The sequence below is a fragment of the Microbacterium sp. NPDC055357 genome, assembly GCF_053644835.1.
In genome coordinates this window covers 76,438-92,425 of the sequence record NZ_JBSHLZ010000007.1, presented here as the reverse complement: position 1 = coordinate 92,425, position 15,988 = coordinate 76,438, and the positions used below count along the sequence as shown (strand labels likewise).

Below are 15,988 nucleotides of genomic sequence, written 5' to 3'. Positions count from 1 at the left end.
TCAGTCCTCTACGTCGACAGCGGGTGGGAGCGTCGCGGGTCGCGGTGGAAGCGGCGGGCGCGGCGGGATGGGCCCGTGCGCCGCGGCGGCGGCACGCACGAGGGGCAGGGCAATGACGAACCGGGCGCCGCCCCCCGCGGCGTCGGCGACGCGCACCGATCCGCCGTGCGCGCGGGCGATGACCTGCACGATGTGAAGACCCAGACCGCTGCCCGAGCGCTCATGGGCGTCCGCGCCGCGGTGGAAGCGGTCGAACACGTGCGGCTTCGCGTCGTCGGCGACGCCCGGGCCGTGGTCGCGCACCGAGATCTCGAGGGCGTCGCCGGCGACGCGGCTCGCGATCTCCATCCGCCCGCCACCGTGGGTGACGGCGTTCTGGGCGAGCTGCAGCACCGCCTGCGTCACGCGCGCGGCATCCAGAGCTGTGACGACCTGGGCGATGTCGCCGGCGATCACGTCGCTGCCCTCGATGCCCTGCGCCTTGCGCAGGATCTGCTGCACGAGATCGGCGGCGTCCGTCGGTGCCAGGCGCACGGGCGACGGCCCGTGCAGTGCCGCGTCGGCGGCGAGGTCCTGCACGAGGCGGCTCATGCGCTCCAGTTCGTCGACGACGAGGTCGCGCGTCGCGCGCACGTCGGATGCATCGTCGGGATCGACGACCTCGAGGTGGCCGCGCACGATCGTGATGGGGGTCTTCAACTCGTGCCCGACATCGCTCAGCAGGCGCCGCTGCGAGTCGAGCGCCTCGTCGAGCCGGTCGAGCATGTCGTTCATCGTCTGCGCGAGCTCGGACACGTCGTCACGGCCGACGATCGGCAGCCGCTCGGTCAGCGACTGGGCCGACACGCGCTCGGCCGTCTCGCGCATCTGCCGCAGCGGTCGCAGCAGCCGCGTCGTGACGAGCACGCCGACGACGGCGATGACGACGAGGGTCACCAGCGACGCGATGAGGAACACCCGCGCGGCGCTGTTGATCTCGGCGAGCTCGGCGTCGATGTCGTACGCGATGACGAAACCGGCCGTCGCCGTGGCATCCCCGTCGATCGTCACGGGCACCGCGAGGTAGCGCCACGCGACATCGTCGCCCGTGTAGGTGCCGATCACCGGTTCGGACTCGGGCGCCGTCTTCAGGATGTGCGGCACGAAGCCGGGCGCGCTCTGCAGATCGACGTCGAGACTGATCCCGGGCACGAGCGCCGGGGCGCCGTCGACGAGACCGATGACGCCCGTGTTGTCATCGGGTGCCGTGCGCTGCACGATGGTCGTGAGCGCCTGCTCGGCGGAGTCCCACGTGCCGGAGTCGTCCGCACCCTGCTCGACGAGGAACCGCGCGGACTCGAGGTTGGCGGCGAGCAGCTCGTCGATCTGGCTCAGGATGCGCTCGCGCTCTTCGAGATAAACCACGAAGCCGACCGAGAGCAGGCCGATCGCCGCCACGAGGGTCATCACGGCGATGAGCCGCGTGCGCACCGAGACGACGGGCACACGGAGCAGGGACCCCCGCGATCCGCCCTCACCCATGCTGTTCAGTATCGCGTGCGGCACGAGCGGCGGGCGCCAGTGTAAGAGAGATCTCATCCCGTTGCGGCCGCACCCGTGCTGGGATCGAGGGATGGACATCGACCCTCCCGAGCGCGCGCTGCTCGTCGACGCGCTCGACCTCGCTCCCGACGCGCGCGTCACGCTGCTGAGCCGTGAGCCGCTCGGGCGAGGAGCGGTCGCGGGCTTCGACGTCGCGGTAGACGACGAGACGGTGACCTACTTCGTCGACACGTCGCGCCGCGCCGTCGCGCGCGAGACGGGCATGGTCGCCGGCAGCCTGGACGATCCGGACGTGCGGGTGTGGGTGCATCCCGCGGATCCGCACCTGCCGGCGTTCGCCGCCGTCGCGTTCGCGCACGCCGCCGAATCGCTGCTCGCCCGGCTGGGGACCGCGGCGACGGGGCTGCCCGAGCTCGTCGTCTATCGCGCGGGGCGGCGGGGCGTGCTGCGGATCCCGACGACGGAGGGGCCCGCGTGGGTCAAGGCCGTGCCCCCCAGCCGCATCGCGGCGATCGTCGAGGCGCACACGGTGCTCGCGGCGGCGGGGATCCCCGTGCCCGCCGTGCGCGGCTGGTCCGAAGACGGCGTCATCGTGTGGGACGCCGCGCACGGCACCCCCGCCCCGGATGCCGCGTGGTCGCCCGTGACGCTGCTCGACGCCGTCGACGACCTGCGGGCCCGCTTCGCGGCCGCGCCGCTGCGTCAGCCCGCGCGCACGCGACTCGACCGCCGCCTGGACTGGTACGACGAGCGCCTGCACGCCGTGCTGCCCGACGCGCAGGCCGCGATCGCCGCCGACATCGCCCGGCGCGCGCGCGAGATGTGGCCCGATGAAGCGCTGACGGTCATCCACGGAGACCTGCACTTCGGACAGCTCTTCCTCGGCGAGGGCGACGTCGTGACGGGCGTCATCGACGTCGACACGGCGGGGGAAGGAGCCGCGAGCGACGACACGGCGGCGTTCCTCGCGCACGCCGTGGCCAGCGCGCTCCTCACCCCGGCTCCGCGCGACGCGCGCGTGTGGGAGCTCGCCCGTCACGGGTTCGAGCGGTGGGACGGGCCCGCGCTGCGCGCCCGCGCGGCGACGCACCTGCTCGGTCACGCGCTCGGGGCGGCCGAGGCCGGCGACGACGACCGTGCAGCGCGGATGCTGCGGGTTGCGGCATCCGTTTCTCGAGGCGATGCAGAGGCGCTCGGCGCAACGTAAGAGGCGTCTCATGTCCGGCTTCGAGGCCGCTTACCCCGGCCTTGCAGACTGGAGATGCCCCGGCGGGGTCCGACCCCCCGCCGGACCGAAAGGAAGAGAGACATGATGAACAAGAAGAAGAAGTGGATCACGTACGGTGTCGCCGGCGCCCTGGGCCTCTCGCTCGTGGGTGGAGCCGCCGCCGCGACGGCGGCCAACATGGACCTGCGCACGGGTGACGGCTCGGTCGTCCCCGGTGGGCCCGTCGTCGGCTCGTCGGGTAACGTGCTCGACCGCGACACCGTGAAGATGCGCGCGACGGACACGTCCGCCTCGGTCATCTCGACCCCGTCGGTGAACTCGGCCCCCAGCCGCCCCTCGCCCGTCTCGGTCGTCAGCGCGCCGTCGCCCGTGGCCCCCGCCCCGGCTCCCGCACCGGTGGACTCGCCGCCGTCGCCGGCATCGGTCCCGTCGCCGGATTCCCCGCCGTCGCCGGCCTCGGTCGCTTCGGCCGGCTCGGACTGACGTCTGGATCGACGGGCGGCACCTCCTCGGGGGCGCCGCCCGTCTTCGTGTCTTCCGGGGGCGGCGCGACCACGCCAAGATGAAGGGGCGGCACCGCCGCACGAAGCTGCAGGAAGAAGGGCGAACCGATGGAATCCGTTCTGCTGGACACCCCCGCCGGAATCTCGGCTCGTCTGGGGTGGGACCCCCGGATGAGCGAGCACGACCGCAAGCGCGCGCTCGCGAAGGAGCTCGTCGCGGCGCGCCTCGGCGTCGAAGAGAAGGACGTGCGCATCGAGCGCGAGGCGCCGAAGACCTTCGGCTTCCACACCCAGCTCATCGCCGTCGTCGACGGGCAGGAGGTGCCGCTGCGGATCCGCAACGCCAACGCCCGCGCGGCGTCGCTGGTCACGGTCTCCGAGCCGGATGTCGTCGTCGGGATCGACCTGCGCGACGCGCACCCCGACGAGGTCGAGCTCAACACGATGAAGCGGCACTCGCACCTGCTCGACGAGAGTGATCACGCCGCGCTGCTCGCGCACTGGACGCGGGTGCAGGCCGTGCGCGACGCCGACGGACGCGGCACGCGGGTCGCCGGCGAGCACGTGCGGCTGAACTCGGCGCACACGAAGGGCTGGGTGCCCGATCGTCGGGCGCAGTACGACCTCGCCGACCTCTCGCGCGACGGCTGGATCATCACTCTCGCCTACGCCACCCCCGCGTGACCGCGAGACTGCAACGGGCCGCCGAGACTGCGGGTGAACCCCGCTCGTTCGGCGCGCCGTTGCAGTCTCGCGGTCAAGGTCTCGCGGTCGGGAACGGCCGGGGGAGGGATGCCGCGGGGCGGCGGCGACCGCCGCTCAGGCGGGGCGCGCCGAGGCCGGCAGCGCGGCGTCGAGCTCGGCGAGCCAGACGCGCGCATTGCCGTCCGACGGTGCACGCCAGTCGCCGCGCGGCGACAGCGAGCCCGCGGGTGAGACCTTGGGTCCGTTCGGGATCGCCGAGCGCTTGAACTGCGCGAACGCGAAGTACCGCTGCAGGAAGACCCGCAGCCAGGTCGCGACGGTCGGCAGGTCGTAGGCATAGCGGTCGGCCTCGGGGAAACCAGGAGGCCAGGCCCCGGCATCCGGATCGTTCCACGCGTGCGACGCGAGGAAAGCGATCTTCGACGGGCGCATCCCGAACCGCAGCACGTGGAACAGCGCGAAGTCGTGCAGCGCGTACGGACCGATGCGGTCCTCGGTCGACTGCAGCTTGCCGTCCTGCCCCGCCGGCACGAGCTCGGGCGAGATCTCGGTGTCGAGCACGGACTGCAGCACATCGGCCGCGGCGTCGTCGACGCCCTCGCGGTGCGAGATGACCCAGCGGATCACGTGCTGGATGAGCGTCTTCGGCACGCCCGCGTTGACGGCGTAGTGGCTCATGTGGTCGCCCACACCGTAGGTCGCCCAGCCCAGCGCGAGCTCCGACAGATCGGACGTGCCGATCACCATGCCGTTGTTCTGGTTCGCCAGACGGAAGAGGAAGTCGGTGCGCACCCCGGCCTGCACGTTCTCGAACGTCACGTCGTACACGGGCTCACCACCGGCGAACGGATGCCGGATGCCCTGCAGGATCTCGGTGGCGGCGGGCCGGATGTCGATCGTCTCGATCGACGCGCCGACCGCCTCGGCGAGAGCGACCGCATTGGACTTCGTGTGCTCGCTCGTCGCGAACCCCGGCATCGTGTAGGCGAGGATGTCGCTGCGCGGGCGCCCCATCCGGTCCATCGCGCGCGCCACGACGAGCAGGGCGTGCGTCGAGTCGAGGCCGCCCGAGACGCCGATGACGGGCTTCGGGTCGCCGATCGCGCGCAGGCGCTGCACGAGCCCGGACACCTGGATGTTGAACGCCTCGTAGCAGTCCTGCGCGAGCCGCGCGGCGTCGTCCGGAACGAACGGGAACCGGTCGAGCGGCCGGCGCAGGCCGATGTCCTCGTGCGGCGGCTCGAGCAGCGTCTCGATGTGCAGGAACTCCGCCCCCGTCGCCACCCGGTTGTCGTCGAAGGTTCCCTGGCGCAAGCGGTCCTGGCGCAGCCGATCGAGGTCGACGTCTGCGACGCTGCGCCGCGCGCCGTCGGGGAAGCGCTCGGTCTCGGCCAGCAGCATCCCGCCCTCGTAGATCATCGTCTGCCCGTCCCACGAGACGTCGTTCGTCGATTCGCCCTGGCCCGCAGCGGCGTAGACGTATGCCGCGAGGCACCGCAGCGACTGCGACTGGCACAGTGCCCGGCGCTCGTCGGCGCGCGCGATCGTGATGGGACTGCCGCTGAGGTTCACCAGCACCGTCGCACCGGCCAGGGCGGCCTTGGACGACGGCGGGATCGGCACCCAGACGTCTTCGCACACTTCGGCGTGCAGCACGAGGCCCGGCACATCCTGCACGTCGAACAGCAGGTTCGTGCCGATGACGGTCTCGATCTCGCCGATGCGGATGCCCTCGCCCGACCACGGCTCGCCCGGCGCGTACCAGCGGCGCTCGTAGAACTCGCGGTAGGTCGGCAGGTAGGACTTGGGGGCGACGCCGAGCACAGCGCCGCGGTGGATGACGACGGCGCAGTTGTAGAGGCGGTTGCCGTGCCGCAGCGGCGCTCCGACCACGAGGACGGGCAGGAGGTCTTCGGATGCCGCCGTGATCCGCTCGATCGCGGTGTCGACGGCGTCCAGCAGCGCATCCTGCATCACGAGGTCTTCGATCGCGTAGCCGGTGAGGCACAGCTCGGGGAAGACGGCGACGGCGACCGACTCGTCGTGGCACGCACGGGCTTCGGCGAGGACGGCGTCGGCGTTGGCCACGGGGTCGGCGATCGCAACGGGGATCGTGCAGGCGGCGACGCGGGCGAAGCCGTGACGGTAGGCGCTCTCGAACGGCAGGCTCATCGCTCCAGTGTGGCACCGCGGCTGCGGGTGCGGCGAGGGGGAGCCGGGCGGGTTGCAGGAAGGGGCGCGACCTGTGATGCTTCGCGCCCGCGACACGCCGACCCGGGATGTGCTTCCTGCAGATCGCACGCGGCGGGGGGTCTGAGGGCGCGGTTAGGGTCGTGGAGGAAGGGGAGACATGCGCTATATCGAGGGTGAGAGCCGGATCGTCTGGAGTGCGAGCGATCTGAAGGCGGCGGCCGAGTGCGAGTTCGCCTGGGCCCGCGCGATCGACGCGAAGCTCGGGCGCATCGCCGCCGTCGACGAGCCCGAAGACGAGACGCTCAAGCGCGCCGGCCGCCTCGGCACGGCGCACGAGCGGCGTGTGCTCGCGGACTACATCGAGCAGTTCGGCAGCGAGCGGGTCATCGAGATCCCCGAGACGAGATCGACGGATGCGGCGGGGCTCGCGCACGCCGTCGCCCTGACCGACGCGGCGCTCGCCTCCGATGCCGCCGTCGTGTATCAGGCCGCGTTCGCCACCGACGAGTTCGTGGGCTTCGCCGACTTCCTCGTGCGCGACCCTTCGGCGGGCTCAGGGACCGCGTTGGGCTCAGGGGGCGCGGTGGGTTCAGGGAGCGCGTTGGGTGCAATCGCTGAGGGCGAGGGCGAGGGATCAGGGAGCGGTCCCGGCGGGGCGTGGATCGTGCAGGATACGAAGCTCGCGCGACGCGCGCGGGTCACCGCGCTCATGCAGCTCGCGGCCTACGTCGACCAGCTCGACCGGTTGGGCGTTCCGCGCGGCGACCGCGTCGAACTGCTGCTCGGCGACGGCACGACCAGCGCGCACGAGATCGACGACCTGCTCCCCGTCTTCCGGCTGCGCCGCGCCCGGCTCGCGGCCCTCATCGCCGACCGGCGTGTCGACCTCGGCGCGGCGGGCGAACCCATCGCGTGGGGCGACGACCGCGGCGACCTGCGCGTCGTGGCGTGCGGGCGCTGCGCGACGTGCGACGCCGAGGTCGCGGCATCCCGTGATCTGCTGCTCGTCGCGGGCATCCGGCCGACCCAGCGCGAACGGCTGCGCACCGCCGGCATCATGACGATCGACGACCTCGCCGGCGCTCGCGTGCTGCCCGCGAGGATGAACGCCGACACGTTCCGGATGCTGCAGACCCAGGCCCGGCTGCAGCTCACGAGCCCCGCGGGCGGACTCGACGAAGTTCCGAGCGGCGGTGCACCGCCCGTGCCGACGTTCGAGGTGGTCGAGCCGAAGGCGATCGCGGGGCTGCCGCGTCCCGACGACGGTGATCTGTTCTTCGACTTCGAGGGCGACCCGCTCTACAGCGAAGAGGCCGACGGCGGCGCGCGACGGTGGGGGCTCGACTACCTCTTCGGCTGGGTCGACGACCGCGAGCAGTACACGGCGCTGTGGGCCCATTCGTTCGACGAGGAGAAACGTGCGCTCGAGACGTTCCTCGACATCATCGCGCTGCGCCGGGCGCAGTACCCGGGCATGCACATCTACCACTACGCTCCCTACGAGCCGACGCATCTGCTCGCGATGGCCGCGCGCTACGGCGTGCGCGAAGCCGACGTCGACCGTCTCCTGCGCGACGCGGTGTTCGTCGACCTGTATCCGATCGTGCGCCGCGCGCTGCGGGTCGGGTCGCGCTCCTACTCGATCAAGAAGCTCGAGCCGCTCTACATGGGCGACGAGGTGCGCACGAGCGATGTGCAGAAGGGCGACGATTCGATCGTCAAGTACGTCGAGGCCCGCGCGCTCGCGGACGAGGACGACGCCGCGGCGAATGCGATCCTCGACGACCTCGCCGACTACAACCGCTACGACTGCGTGTCGACGAGGCGCCTGCGCGACTGGCTCGTCGACCGGGCGCGCGAGGCGGGCCTTCGTCCGACGCCGAACCCCGAGCCCGACGAGCACGTGTACGAGCCCTCGCCGCGCGCTCTCGCGCTCACCCGATCGGCCACCGAGCATCCCGAGGATTCCCCCGAGGCCGTCGCGCTGCGCCTCGGTGCCGCCGCGATCGACTACTACCCGCGCGAAGTGAAGTCGTTCTGGGCGACGCACTTCCTGCGCCTGCGCGAACCGGTGTCGCTGTGGGAAGAGACGCGCGACGTCGTCGTGATCGACCCCGACCGGTGCCGGGTCGTCGACGATTGGCACGTCGCCGAGAGCGGCCGCGGCGCTGAGCGCCGCACTGTCGAGCTGCGCGGCGAGCTTGCACCCGGTACACGGCTGAGCGTGGGGTCGAACCCGTTCGCGCTCTACGACCTGCCCGCACCGTTCCCGTACGAGGCGATGCCGCGTTGGATCCATGCGACGCGCGCCGTCACGGTCGTCGAGGTGCTCGACGACGGCGTCGTGGTGCAAGAGACGGCGGTCGACGGTGTGACGTGGAGCGACCTGCCCCTCGCGCTCACGCCGGCTGCTCCGCCGCGGGCCGGGAACCAGCAGCTGGCGATCGACACGTGGGCCGACGCGATCAGTGCGGCCGCACCAGCGCTGCCCGAAGACCCCGCGACCGACATCCTGCTGCGACGGCCGCCGCGCGTCCTCGGGGGCGCTCTGCCGTCGTCGACGGCGGGCGACGTCGACACGATCGTGCGCGCTCTGCGCGGCCTCGACCGCAGCTACCTCGCCGTGCAGGGGCCGCCCGGCACCGGCAAGACCTATGTCGGATCGCACGTGGTCGCCCGCCTCGTGCGCGAGCACGGATGGAAGATCGGCGTCGTCGCGCAGTCCCACGCCGTCGTCGAGAACATGCTCGACCGCATCATCGACGCTGGAGCGCCGGCCGCGCAGGTCGGCAAGGCGCCGAAGAACCCCGAGACCCCTGTGGCGTTCACGGTCATCCCGAAGAACGGCGTCGCCGCGTTCGCCGCCGAGCACGCGGCATCCGGATTCGTCGTCGGCGGGACGGCGTGGGGCTTCGCGCACGAAGGTCGGATCCCGCGGGGCAGTCTCGACCTGCTCGTGATCGACGAGGCGGGGCAGTTCTCGCTGGCATCGACGATCGCCGTCTCGCTCGCGGCACCGCGGCTGCTGCTGCTGGGCGATCCGCAGCAGCTGCCGCAGGTGAGTCAGGGCACGCATCCCGAGCCCGTCGACACGTCGGCGCTCGGGTGGGTCATGGACGGATCCGACGTCATCCCCGCCGAGCTCGGCTACTTCCTCGCGCGCACGCGCCGCATGCGACCCGAGGTGGCCGCTCCCGTGTCGGTGCTGTCGTACGACGGCGAGCTCGCGGCGCATCCGGCCACCGCGATGCGGGTGCTGGAGGGAATCGAGCCCGGGGTGCACGCTGTGCCCGTGCGGCACCGCGGCAATGCGACGCAGTCGCCCGAAGAGGCCGAAGCGGTCGTGGACATCGTGCGCGATCTCGTCGGCCGCCAGTGGCGCGACATCCGGTTCGAAGAGGGCGACGGAGCCGCTCCGTGCGATCCGCGGCCGCTCGAGCAGCGCGACATCATCGTCGTGACGCCGTACAACGCGCAGCAGGTCATGGTCGAAGAGGCGCTTGCCGCGGCGGGCTTCGCCGAGGTTCCCGTCGGCACGGTCGACCGATTCCAAGGTCAGGAGGCCTCCGTCGCGATCATGTCGCTCGCGGCCTCGTCGGGGCGCGATGCTCCCCGCGGCGTCGACTTCCTCCTGCTGCGCAACCGCCTCAACGTCGCGATCTCACGCGCCATGCATACGGCCTACCTCGTGCATTCGCCCGAGCTGCTCGACGATCTGCCGCGGACGCCCGAGGGCGTCGCGCGGTTGAGCGCGTTCGCCCGGCTCGTCGGACGCGCCTGAGCGGCGACGCGTAGACTCGTCGAACACCGAGTCCCGACGGAGGTACCCGTGGCCGACGACGCCCCACGACAGTTCGAGATCGATCTTCCGCCCGAGCAGATCCCCGGTTCCTACGCCGATTTCGCGAACGTCTGGCACACGCCGACCGTCTTCGTGATGGACTTCCTGACTCTCGCCCAGCCCCCGCACGAAGAAGTCGATCAGGCGACGGGCGAGCGCCGGACGGTCGTGCCGGCGCGCGTCGTGGGCCGCATCCGGATCCCTCCCGAGCAGGTCTTCGAACTCGCGAAGGCGCTCACCCAGCAGCTGGAGTTCTGGGAGCAGGAGACGGGCAAGAGCCCGCCGACCGAGCCGGCGCGCTGAGTCAGACGGTGCCGTAGAGACGGTCGCCGGCGTCGCCGAGTCCGGGCACGATGTACGCCCGCTCGTCGAGTCGCTCGTCGACGGCGCCGAGCACGAGCGTGACGTCGCGCCCCTCGACCTGCTTCTCGATCGCCGCGAGTCCCTCGGGCGCCGCGAGGATGCAGATCGCGGTGACATCCTGCGCTCCGCGGTCGAAGAGGAACTCGATCGCCGCGCCGAGCGACCCGCCGGTCGCCAGCATGGGGTCGAGCACGAAGCACTGCCGGTCGCTCAGATCGTCGGGCAGGCGCTCGGCGTAGGTCGTCGGCTCGAGGGTCTCTTCATTGCGGGCCATGCCGAGAAAGCCCACTTCGGCCGTCGGCAGCAGCTTGACCATGCCCTCGAGCATGCCGAGTCCTGCGCGCAGGATGGGCACGACGAGCGGACGCGGCTCGCCGATCCTGACCCCCATCGTCGAGGTGACCGGCGTCTGGATCTCGATCGGCTCGACTCGAACGTTCCGGGTCGCCTCGTAGGCGAGCAGCGTCACGAGCTCTTCGGTCAGCTGACGGAAGACGGGCGAAGGAGTACGCGCGTCGCGCAGAACCGTGAGCTTGTGCGTGATGAGCGGATGATCGGCGACGTGCAGGCGCATAGGGCAAGGGTAGTCGCTGCGGTGCCGCCGCACCGTACGCTCGTGTCGTGACGTTCGACTCCATGGATGCCGCCGCGATGCGACGTGCGCTCGAGCTCGCCGCCGAGGCCGGAGCGGCGGGCGACGTGCCCGTCGGTGCCGTCGTGACGGATGCCGCGGGCACGGTCATCGGCGAAGGGCGAAACCTGCGCGAGGCGACGGGCGACCCCACGGCGCACGCCGAGATCGTCGCGCTGCGTCATGCCGCGGCATCCCTCGGCTCGTGGAACCTCGAGGGGTGCACGCTCGTCGTGACGCTCGAGCCCTGCGTCATGTGCGCCGGGGCGGTGCTGCAGTCCCGCATCCCGCGCCTCGTGTTCGGCGCCTGGGACGACAAGGCCGGCGCCGCCGGATCCATGTACGACCTCGTGCGGGACCGGCGCCTGCCGTACCGCGCCGAGGTCGTCGGCGGCGTCGCCGCAGAGGCGGCATCCGCTCTTCTGCGCACCTTCTTCGACGCCCGCCGCTGACGCCCCCGCCGCCCTTCCCTCCCGCGCCCGCGCCCGCGGTCCTCCGCCCCCCGCGCCCGTCTTCCCCTGTTGACTTGCGGCTTGTGCGTGCGGCGCGCGGCGTGTCGTCGGCACAATCCGCAAGTCAACGCAACGCGCATCGACGCAACGCGCATCGACGCAACGCGCATCGACGCGACGCGCGACGACGCGACGCGCGACGTCACCGCGCGCAACGCGCGACGAGGCGGCGGGGTGACGGGGTCAGCGGGGGAGGAGAGGCAGCACCTCTTCGCCGAGGAACGAGACGTGGTCGACGTCGCGCAGGTCCATGAGCTGGAAATGCACGCGCTCGGCGCCGAGGTCGCGCAGGCGAGCGACCTTCTCCGCGATCTCATCGGCGCCGCCGACGATGCCTCCACGCTCGCGTGCGGCTCCGACGGTCGTCCCCGCGTTGGCGGCGCGCCGTTCGAGGTCGGCGGACGTCGCACCCGCGAGGGTCGGCAGGGCGACCGACAGCTTGAGGGTCGCGGGGTCGCGATCGATGCGCTCGCACGCTGCGCGGACGCCGTCGAACTTCTCGGCGACGACGTCTTCGTGCTGGAAGCCGATGTTGAACTCCGTCGCGTAGCGCGCCGCGATCGCCGGGGTGCGACGAGGCCCGCCTCCGCCGACGATGACGGGCATGCGCTCCTGCACGGGCTTGGGTAGGGCGGGCGCGTTCACGAGCGTGTAGTGCTCGCCGTCGAACGAGAAGGTCTCTCCGGCCGGTGTCTCCCAGAGCCCCGTGATGACGGCGAGCTGCTCTTCGAAGGGACCAAACCGCTTCGCGGGGAACGGGATGCCGTAGGCGCGATGCTCGTCCTCGAACCATCCCGTGCCGAGGCCGAACTCGACCCGTCCGCCCGACATCGCGTCGACCTGTGCGACCTGGATCGCCAAGATCGCGGGTGCACGATGCGTCGCCGAGGAGACGAGCGTGCCGAGCCGGATCCGGCTCGTCTCGCGGGCGAGGCCGGCGAGCGTCGTCCACGCGTCGGTCGGCCCCGGCAGGGGATCGCCCGGGCCCATCCGCATGTAGTGGTCGGAACGGAAGAAGGCGTCGAAGCCGAGGCGCTCGGCGGTCTGCGCGAAGGCGAGCTGGTCGTCGTACGAGAATCCCTGCTGCGGCTCGGTGAAGATCGTGTACTCCATGCCGTCAGTCTGACAGCGCTCAATCGACCGAGCGGATGACGATCTCCTCCGTCGAGGGCTCCGCGCTGTCTCCGCGACGGTAGACATCGGGCTCGAGATAGATGACGCGCGCGGCCGGCACGGCGACGCGGATGCGCGCCTCGACGATGTCGATGTCGTGCGCCGCTTCGACGAGGGGCCTGTCGGACGGCAGGCCGATCTTCGCCGCCACGAGCAGTTCATCGGGACCGAGGTAGAGCGTCTTCATGTGGATGAGCCGCTCCACTTCGGGACCCGACTCGATCGCGGCGACGATGAGGTCGTGGTCGGTCTGTGTCGCACCCTCGCCGACGAGCAGGCTCTTCGTCTCGACGCCGAGGGTGATCGCGACAACGATGAGCAGCGTGCCGATCATGAGCGTGCCGATCGCGTCGAAGATCGGGTTGTGCGTGACGGCGGACAGCCCGACCCCGAGCAGGGCGAAGACGAGACCCGTGAGGGCGGCGATGTCTTCGAGGAGCACGACCGGAAGCTCGGGGGCCTTCGCGTGGCGGACGAACGACACCCAGGACTGCTCTTTCGGGCGCACCAGGTTGCTCTCGCGCACGGCTGTGCGCAACGAGAACGACTCGAGCCCGATCGCGATGACGAGGACGAGCAGGGGGACCCAGACGTGGTCGAGCTCGTGGGGATGAGTGATCTTCTGGACGCCTTCGTAGATCGAGAAGAGGCCTCCGACCGAGAAGAGGATGATCGCCACGACGAAGGCGTAGACGTACCGTTCGCGTCCGTGACCGAACGGGTGCTCGCGGTCGGCTGCGCGTTTCGCGCGACGCCCGCCGAGCAGGAGCAGCAGCTGATTGCCCGAGTCGGCGACGGAGTGGATCGCCTCGGCGAGCATCGAGGCCGAACCCGAGATGAACCACGCGATGAACTTGGCCGCGGCGATGCCGAGGTTGGCCAGGAACGCCGCGATGATGGCCTTCCCGCCACCGGACGCGCTCATGGCGGAAGCCTATGCCCGAGCGCCGTGCGGCGTCAGTCGGCCGAGCGCAGGATGATCGCTTCCGTGGGCGGTGCGGGGTTGGCCGGGATGCCCACATAGCCGATGCGCGTGAGCAGGGCGTGACGGAACTCGGCCGGGCGCTCGAGGTGCGGCGAGTGCCCGACACCCTCGAGATCGATCTCGGTGACATCCCCGCCTGCATCGGCGTACGCGCCGAGCACATCGCGCGTCTGCGACACCATCTCCTGAGCCGGCGCGATCTCTTCACCCGGCCAGTCGGCGAGGATGCCGAGCTGGCCCAGGTAGTTGACGTCGTAGAACGACGCGTCCGAGACGATCGCGTCCGCCGTGCCGTGGATCCACAGGATCGGCGGCTTGGACGCGAGATCGACGATGCCCGACACGTTGAAGTGCGCCGGCGTCATCGTGTTGAGCACGCCCAGCGGACCGGCCGCGAATCCCGGCCACGCGTCGCTCGGCACGCTGTCGCCGGGGTAGTTGCCCTCGGCTGTCGAGGTCGTGAGCATCGATTCGACCCAGACGTCTTCGTGGTCGGTGCGGTAGCCGGGTGCGACATAGCCCGAACGGAAGACGTTGCGCGGCGAGGTCTGCGCTTCATCGCTGCGGTCGCCCTCGGCGAGCCGCCGGATGAAGTCGGGGTTCGCGCCGCCGGCTCCGGTGCCCGCGTCGTCGTCGGTCAGGCGGGAGCCGTCGCGGCGCGTGCCGCCGAATCCATACGGCGAGACGGGTGCTTGCAGCGTGAGGCTGAGCACCGGGTGGTCGAGTGCGTACTGCATCACGACGCCCCCGCCCATCGACCAGCCGACGAGATGAGCCGTCGGGATCTCGAGGGCTTCCAGCGTCGAGCGGACGTCGTCGCTGAAGTCCCGCACACCGCGCGTCGCGTCGACGGGGGCGTGCTCGGTGCCGCCGAAGCCGCGCAGATCGATCGCGATGACTCGGAGGTCGCTCGGCAGATCCTGCATGATCTCCTGCCAGAACAGGCTCGAAGAGACGTTGCCGTGCACGAACACGACGGTCTGGTCGACCGGCGTCTTCGGATCGTCGCCCGCGCGCTCGAGGATGTTCACGTTCAGCCTCGGCGTTTCGATGACGCGCGAGGTGATGCCGTCGAAGAGGGTCATGAGCGTGCCTCCGGATGCTGACCGCGCGAGGGCGTCCCGGCCCCCGTCGTCCTTCGACTATATCCGGCGACCCGGTGCGGATCCGGGGTCGGGGCGCGGCATCCGGATCAGGTTCATAGGATGGCGGCATGGCAACAGATACGACTGTCCTCCCGCCCGTCGCGATCCTCGGTGCAGGTTCGATGGGCGGTGCGATCCTGCAGGGCGTCGTGCGTTCCGGGCTTGCCAGCAGCGTCGTCGCGACGAACCGCACGGCTGAGAAGGCCGCTGAACTCGCGGGCCTCGATGCCGTGACGAGCATCGCGCTCGCCGAGCAGCCGACGGGGAACACGGATGCCGCGGCCGCGGCCGACATCGTGCTGGTCGGTGTCAAGCCGGTCATGGTCCCCGATCTGCTGCGTGAGATCGCGCCGTCCCTGCGTCCGGGCACGATCGTGGTGAGCCTCGCGGCGGGTGTCACGATCGCGACGTTCGAGGCGCTCCTGGGGCCGTCGATCCCCGTGCTGCGGTCGATGCCGAACACCCCCGCCGTCGTCGGGCAGGCCGTCACGGGCCTCGCCGCCGGCACGACGGCTGCGGCCGGCGACGTCGCCGTCGTGCGCCGCCTGTTCGAGACGTGCGGCGCCGTGATCGAGGTCGCCGAGTCGCAGATCGACGCGCTCTCGACGATCTCGGGGTCGGGTCCGGCGTACGTCTTCCTGCTCATCGAGGAGCTCACCAAGGCCGCGCGCGGCAAGGGCTTCGACGAGGATCAGGCGCGACTCATGGCCGAGCAGACCTTCATCGGCGCGGCCGCGCTGCTCGCGGCATCCGGTGAAGACCCCGCCGAGCTGCGTCGCCGTGTCACGAGCCCCAAGGGCACGACCGAGCGCGCCGTCGGGGTTCTGCAGGCCGCGCGGCTCGACGTCGTCTTCGAGACGGCGACGGACGCCGCCCTCGCCCGCGCCCGCGAACTCGCCACCGGCGACTGACGCCCCGCGTCCCCGGGCGGCATCCGACCGCGAGACTGCACGGGAGCGGGGGGGGGGGGGGGGGGGTCCCCCCCCCCCCCCCGCCGCCGTCCACACCCCACCCCACCCCCCCCCACCCCACCCCCCCCCACACCCGCCCCCCCCTGCCCACCCCCCCCACCCCCCACCCCCACCCCCCCGGCCAACCCCGACCAAACCGCCAACAGGTCACCCAAAACCCCCGGCCACCGAAACTAAAACACCGAAACCAGACTGG

At 71.4% G+C, this 15,988-nt stretch carries 13 protein-coding genes; 7 read left to right on the top strand and 6 right to left on the bottom strand.

Features of this window, described 5'->3' with window-relative positions:
* Positions 1 to 1,521: a sensor histidine kinase gene (locus ACWICD_RS10885; RefSeq protein WP_454140147.1), complete on the bottom strand. Its 1,521-nt coding sequence runs from the start codon at positions 1,519 to 1,521 to the stop codon at positions 1 to 3.
* A 91-nt stretch (positions 1,522 to 1,612) separates the two neighbouring features.
* Between ACWICD_RS10885 and ACWICD_RS10880 the strand changes: the two genes are divergently transcribed.
* The 3 genes from ACWICD_RS10880 to ACWICD_RS10870 all read left to right on the top strand — a co-directional run bounded on the left by ACWICD_RS10880 (position 1,613) and on the right by ACWICD_RS10870 (position 3,957).
* A complete protein-coding gene (locus ACWICD_RS10880) occupies positions 1,613 to 2,749 on the top strand; it encodes a phosphotransferase (RefSeq protein WP_454140146.1) in 1,137 nt (378 codons plus the stop codon).
* Positions 2,750 to 2,851: 102 nt separating this feature from the next.
* The gene (locus ACWICD_RS10875; RefSeq protein ID WP_454140145.1) at positions 2,852 to 3,253 is read left to right on the top strand and encodes a hypothetical protein; all 402 of its coding nucleotides are present in this window, start codon (positions 2,852 to 2,854) and stop codon (positions 3,251 to 3,253) included.
* A 128-nt stretch (positions 3,254 to 3,381) separates the two neighbouring features.
* A complete protein-coding gene (locus ACWICD_RS10870) occupies positions 3,382 to 3,957 on the top strand; it encodes a hypothetical protein (RefSeq protein ID WP_454136486.1) in 576 nt (191 codons plus the stop codon).
* Positions 3,958 to 4,092: 135 nt separating this feature from the next.
* On the opposite strand, the gene ACWICD_RS10865 is transcribed toward ACWICD_RS10870, so the two are convergent.
* Positions 4,093 to 6,150, bottom strand: coding sequence for an NAD(+) synthase (locus ACWICD_RS10865; RefSeq protein WP_454140144.1), 2,058 nt, complete (start codon positions 6,148 to 6,150; stop codon positions 4,093 to 4,095).
* Positions 6,151 to 6,328: 178 nt separating this feature from the next.
* Here ACWICD_RS10865 and ACWICD_RS10860 point away from each other — a divergent pair, with 178 nt between their 5' ends.
* Together ACWICD_RS10860 and ACWICD_RS10855 are read left to right on the top strand one after the other, a co-directional pair.
* Entirely contained in the window at positions 6,329 to 9,952 is a 3,624-nt protein-coding gene (locus ACWICD_RS10860; RefSeq protein WP_454140143.1) for a TM0106 family RecB-like putative nuclease, read from the top strand.
* Between the two features lie 48 nt (positions 9,953 to 10,000).
* Entirely contained in the window at positions 10,001 to 10,315 is a 315-nt protein-coding gene (locus ACWICD_RS10855; protein ID WP_376131192.1) for a DUF3467 domain-containing protein, read from the top strand.
* Between the two features lies 1 nt (position 10,316).
* Here the strand turns inward: ACWICD_RS10855 and upp are convergent, their stop codons facing one another.
* Complete coding sequence (gene upp, locus ACWICD_RS10850; RefSeq protein WP_376131195.1) at positions 10,317 to 10,949, bottom strand: uracil phosphoribosyltransferase; 633 nt, start codon at positions 10,947 to 10,949, stop codon at positions 10,317 to 10,319.
* 77 nt (positions 10,950 to 11,026) lie between these two features.
* On the opposite strand from upp, the gene ACWICD_RS10845 reads away from it, so the two are divergent.
* Positions 11,027 to 11,458, top strand: a complete 432-nt coding sequence (locus ACWICD_RS10845) for a nucleoside deaminase (protein ID WP_376131209.1) — start codon at positions 11,027 to 11,029, stop codon at positions 11,456 to 11,458.
* Positions 11,459 to 11,701: 243 nt separating this feature from the next.
* Here ACWICD_RS10845 and ACWICD_RS10840 read toward each other — a convergent pair whose 3' ends face one another.
* The 3 genes from ACWICD_RS10840 to ACWICD_RS10830 are packed head-to-tail and all read right to left on the bottom strand — an operon-like array spanning position 11,702 to position 14,761.
* Positions 11,702 to 12,631, bottom strand: coding sequence for an LLM class F420-dependent oxidoreductase (locus ACWICD_RS10840; RefSeq protein WP_376131197.1), 930 nt, complete (start codon positions 12,629 to 12,631; stop codon positions 11,702 to 11,704).
* 19 nt (positions 12,632 to 12,650) lie between these two features.
* Positions 12,651 to 13,616, bottom strand: a complete 966-nt coding sequence (locus ACWICD_RS10835) for a cation diffusion facilitator family transporter (protein WP_454140142.1) — start codon at positions 13,614 to 13,616, stop codon at positions 12,651 to 12,653.
* 32 nt (positions 13,617 to 13,648) lie between these two features.
* The gene (locus ACWICD_RS10830) at positions 13,649 to 14,761 is read right to left on the bottom strand and encodes an alpha/beta fold hydrolase (protein WP_454140141.1); all 1,113 of its coding nucleotides are present in this window, start codon (positions 14,759 to 14,761) and stop codon (positions 13,649 to 13,651) included.
* 128 nt (positions 14,762 to 14,889) lie between these two features.
* On the opposite strand from ACWICD_RS10830, the gene proC reads away from it, so the two are divergent.
* Positions 14,890 to 15,732 (top strand): pyrroline-5-carboxylate reductase, encoded by an 843-nt coding sequence (gene proC / locus ACWICD_RS10825; protein WP_376131206.1) that lies wholly within the window; start codon positions 14,890 to 14,892, stop codon positions 15,730 to 15,732.
* The last annotated feature ends 256 nt before the right edge of the window (positions 15,733 to 15,988 follow it).

Coding starts and splice junctions, on each gene's coding strand:
- proC (WP_376131206.1), top strand. CDS start 14,890: ATGGCAACAGATACGACTGTCCTCCCGCCCGTCGCGATCCTCGGTGCA.
- ACWICD_RS10830 (WP_454140141.1), bottom strand. CDS start 14,761: ATGACCCTCTTCGACGGCATCACCTCGCGCGTCATCGAAACGCCGAGG.
- ACWICD_RS10875 (WP_454140145.1), top strand. CDS start 2,852: ATGATGAACAAGAAGAAGAAGTGGATCACGTACGGTGTCGCCGGCGCC.
- ACWICD_RS10870 (WP_454136486.1), top strand. CDS start 3,382: ATGGAATCCGTTCTGCTGGACACCCCCGCCGGAATCTCGGCTCGTCTG.
- ACWICD_RS10865 (WP_454140144.1), bottom strand. CDS start 6,150: ATGAGCCTGCCGTTCGAGAGCGCCTACCGTCACGGCTTCGCCCGCGTC.
- ACWICD_RS10845 (WP_376131209.1), top strand. CDS start 11,027: ATGCGACGTGCGCTCGAGCTCGCCGCCGAGGCCGGAGCGGCGGGCGAC.
- ACWICD_RS10880 (WP_454140146.1), top strand. CDS start 1,613: ATGGACATCGACCCTCCCGAGCGCGCGCTGCTCGTCGACGCGCTCGAC.
- upp (WP_376131195.1), bottom strand. CDS start 10,949: ATGCGCCTGCACGTCGCCGATCATCCGCTCATCACGCACAAGCTCACG.
- ACWICD_RS10885 (WP_454140147.1), bottom strand. CDS start 1,521: ATGGGTGAGGGCGGATCGCGGGGGTCCCTGCTCCGTGTGCCCGTCGTC.
- ACWICD_RS10835 (WP_454140142.1), bottom strand. CDS start 13,616: ATGAGCGCGTCCGGTGGCGGGAAGGCCATCATCGCGGCGTTCCTGGCC.
- ACWICD_RS10840 (WP_376131197.1), bottom strand. CDS start 12,631: ATGGAGTACACGATCTTCACCGAGCCGCAGCAGGGATTCTCGTACGAC.
- ACWICD_RS10860 (WP_454140143.1), top strand. CDS start 6,329: ATGCGCTATATCGAGGGTGAGAGCCGGATCGTCTGGAGTGCGAGCGAT.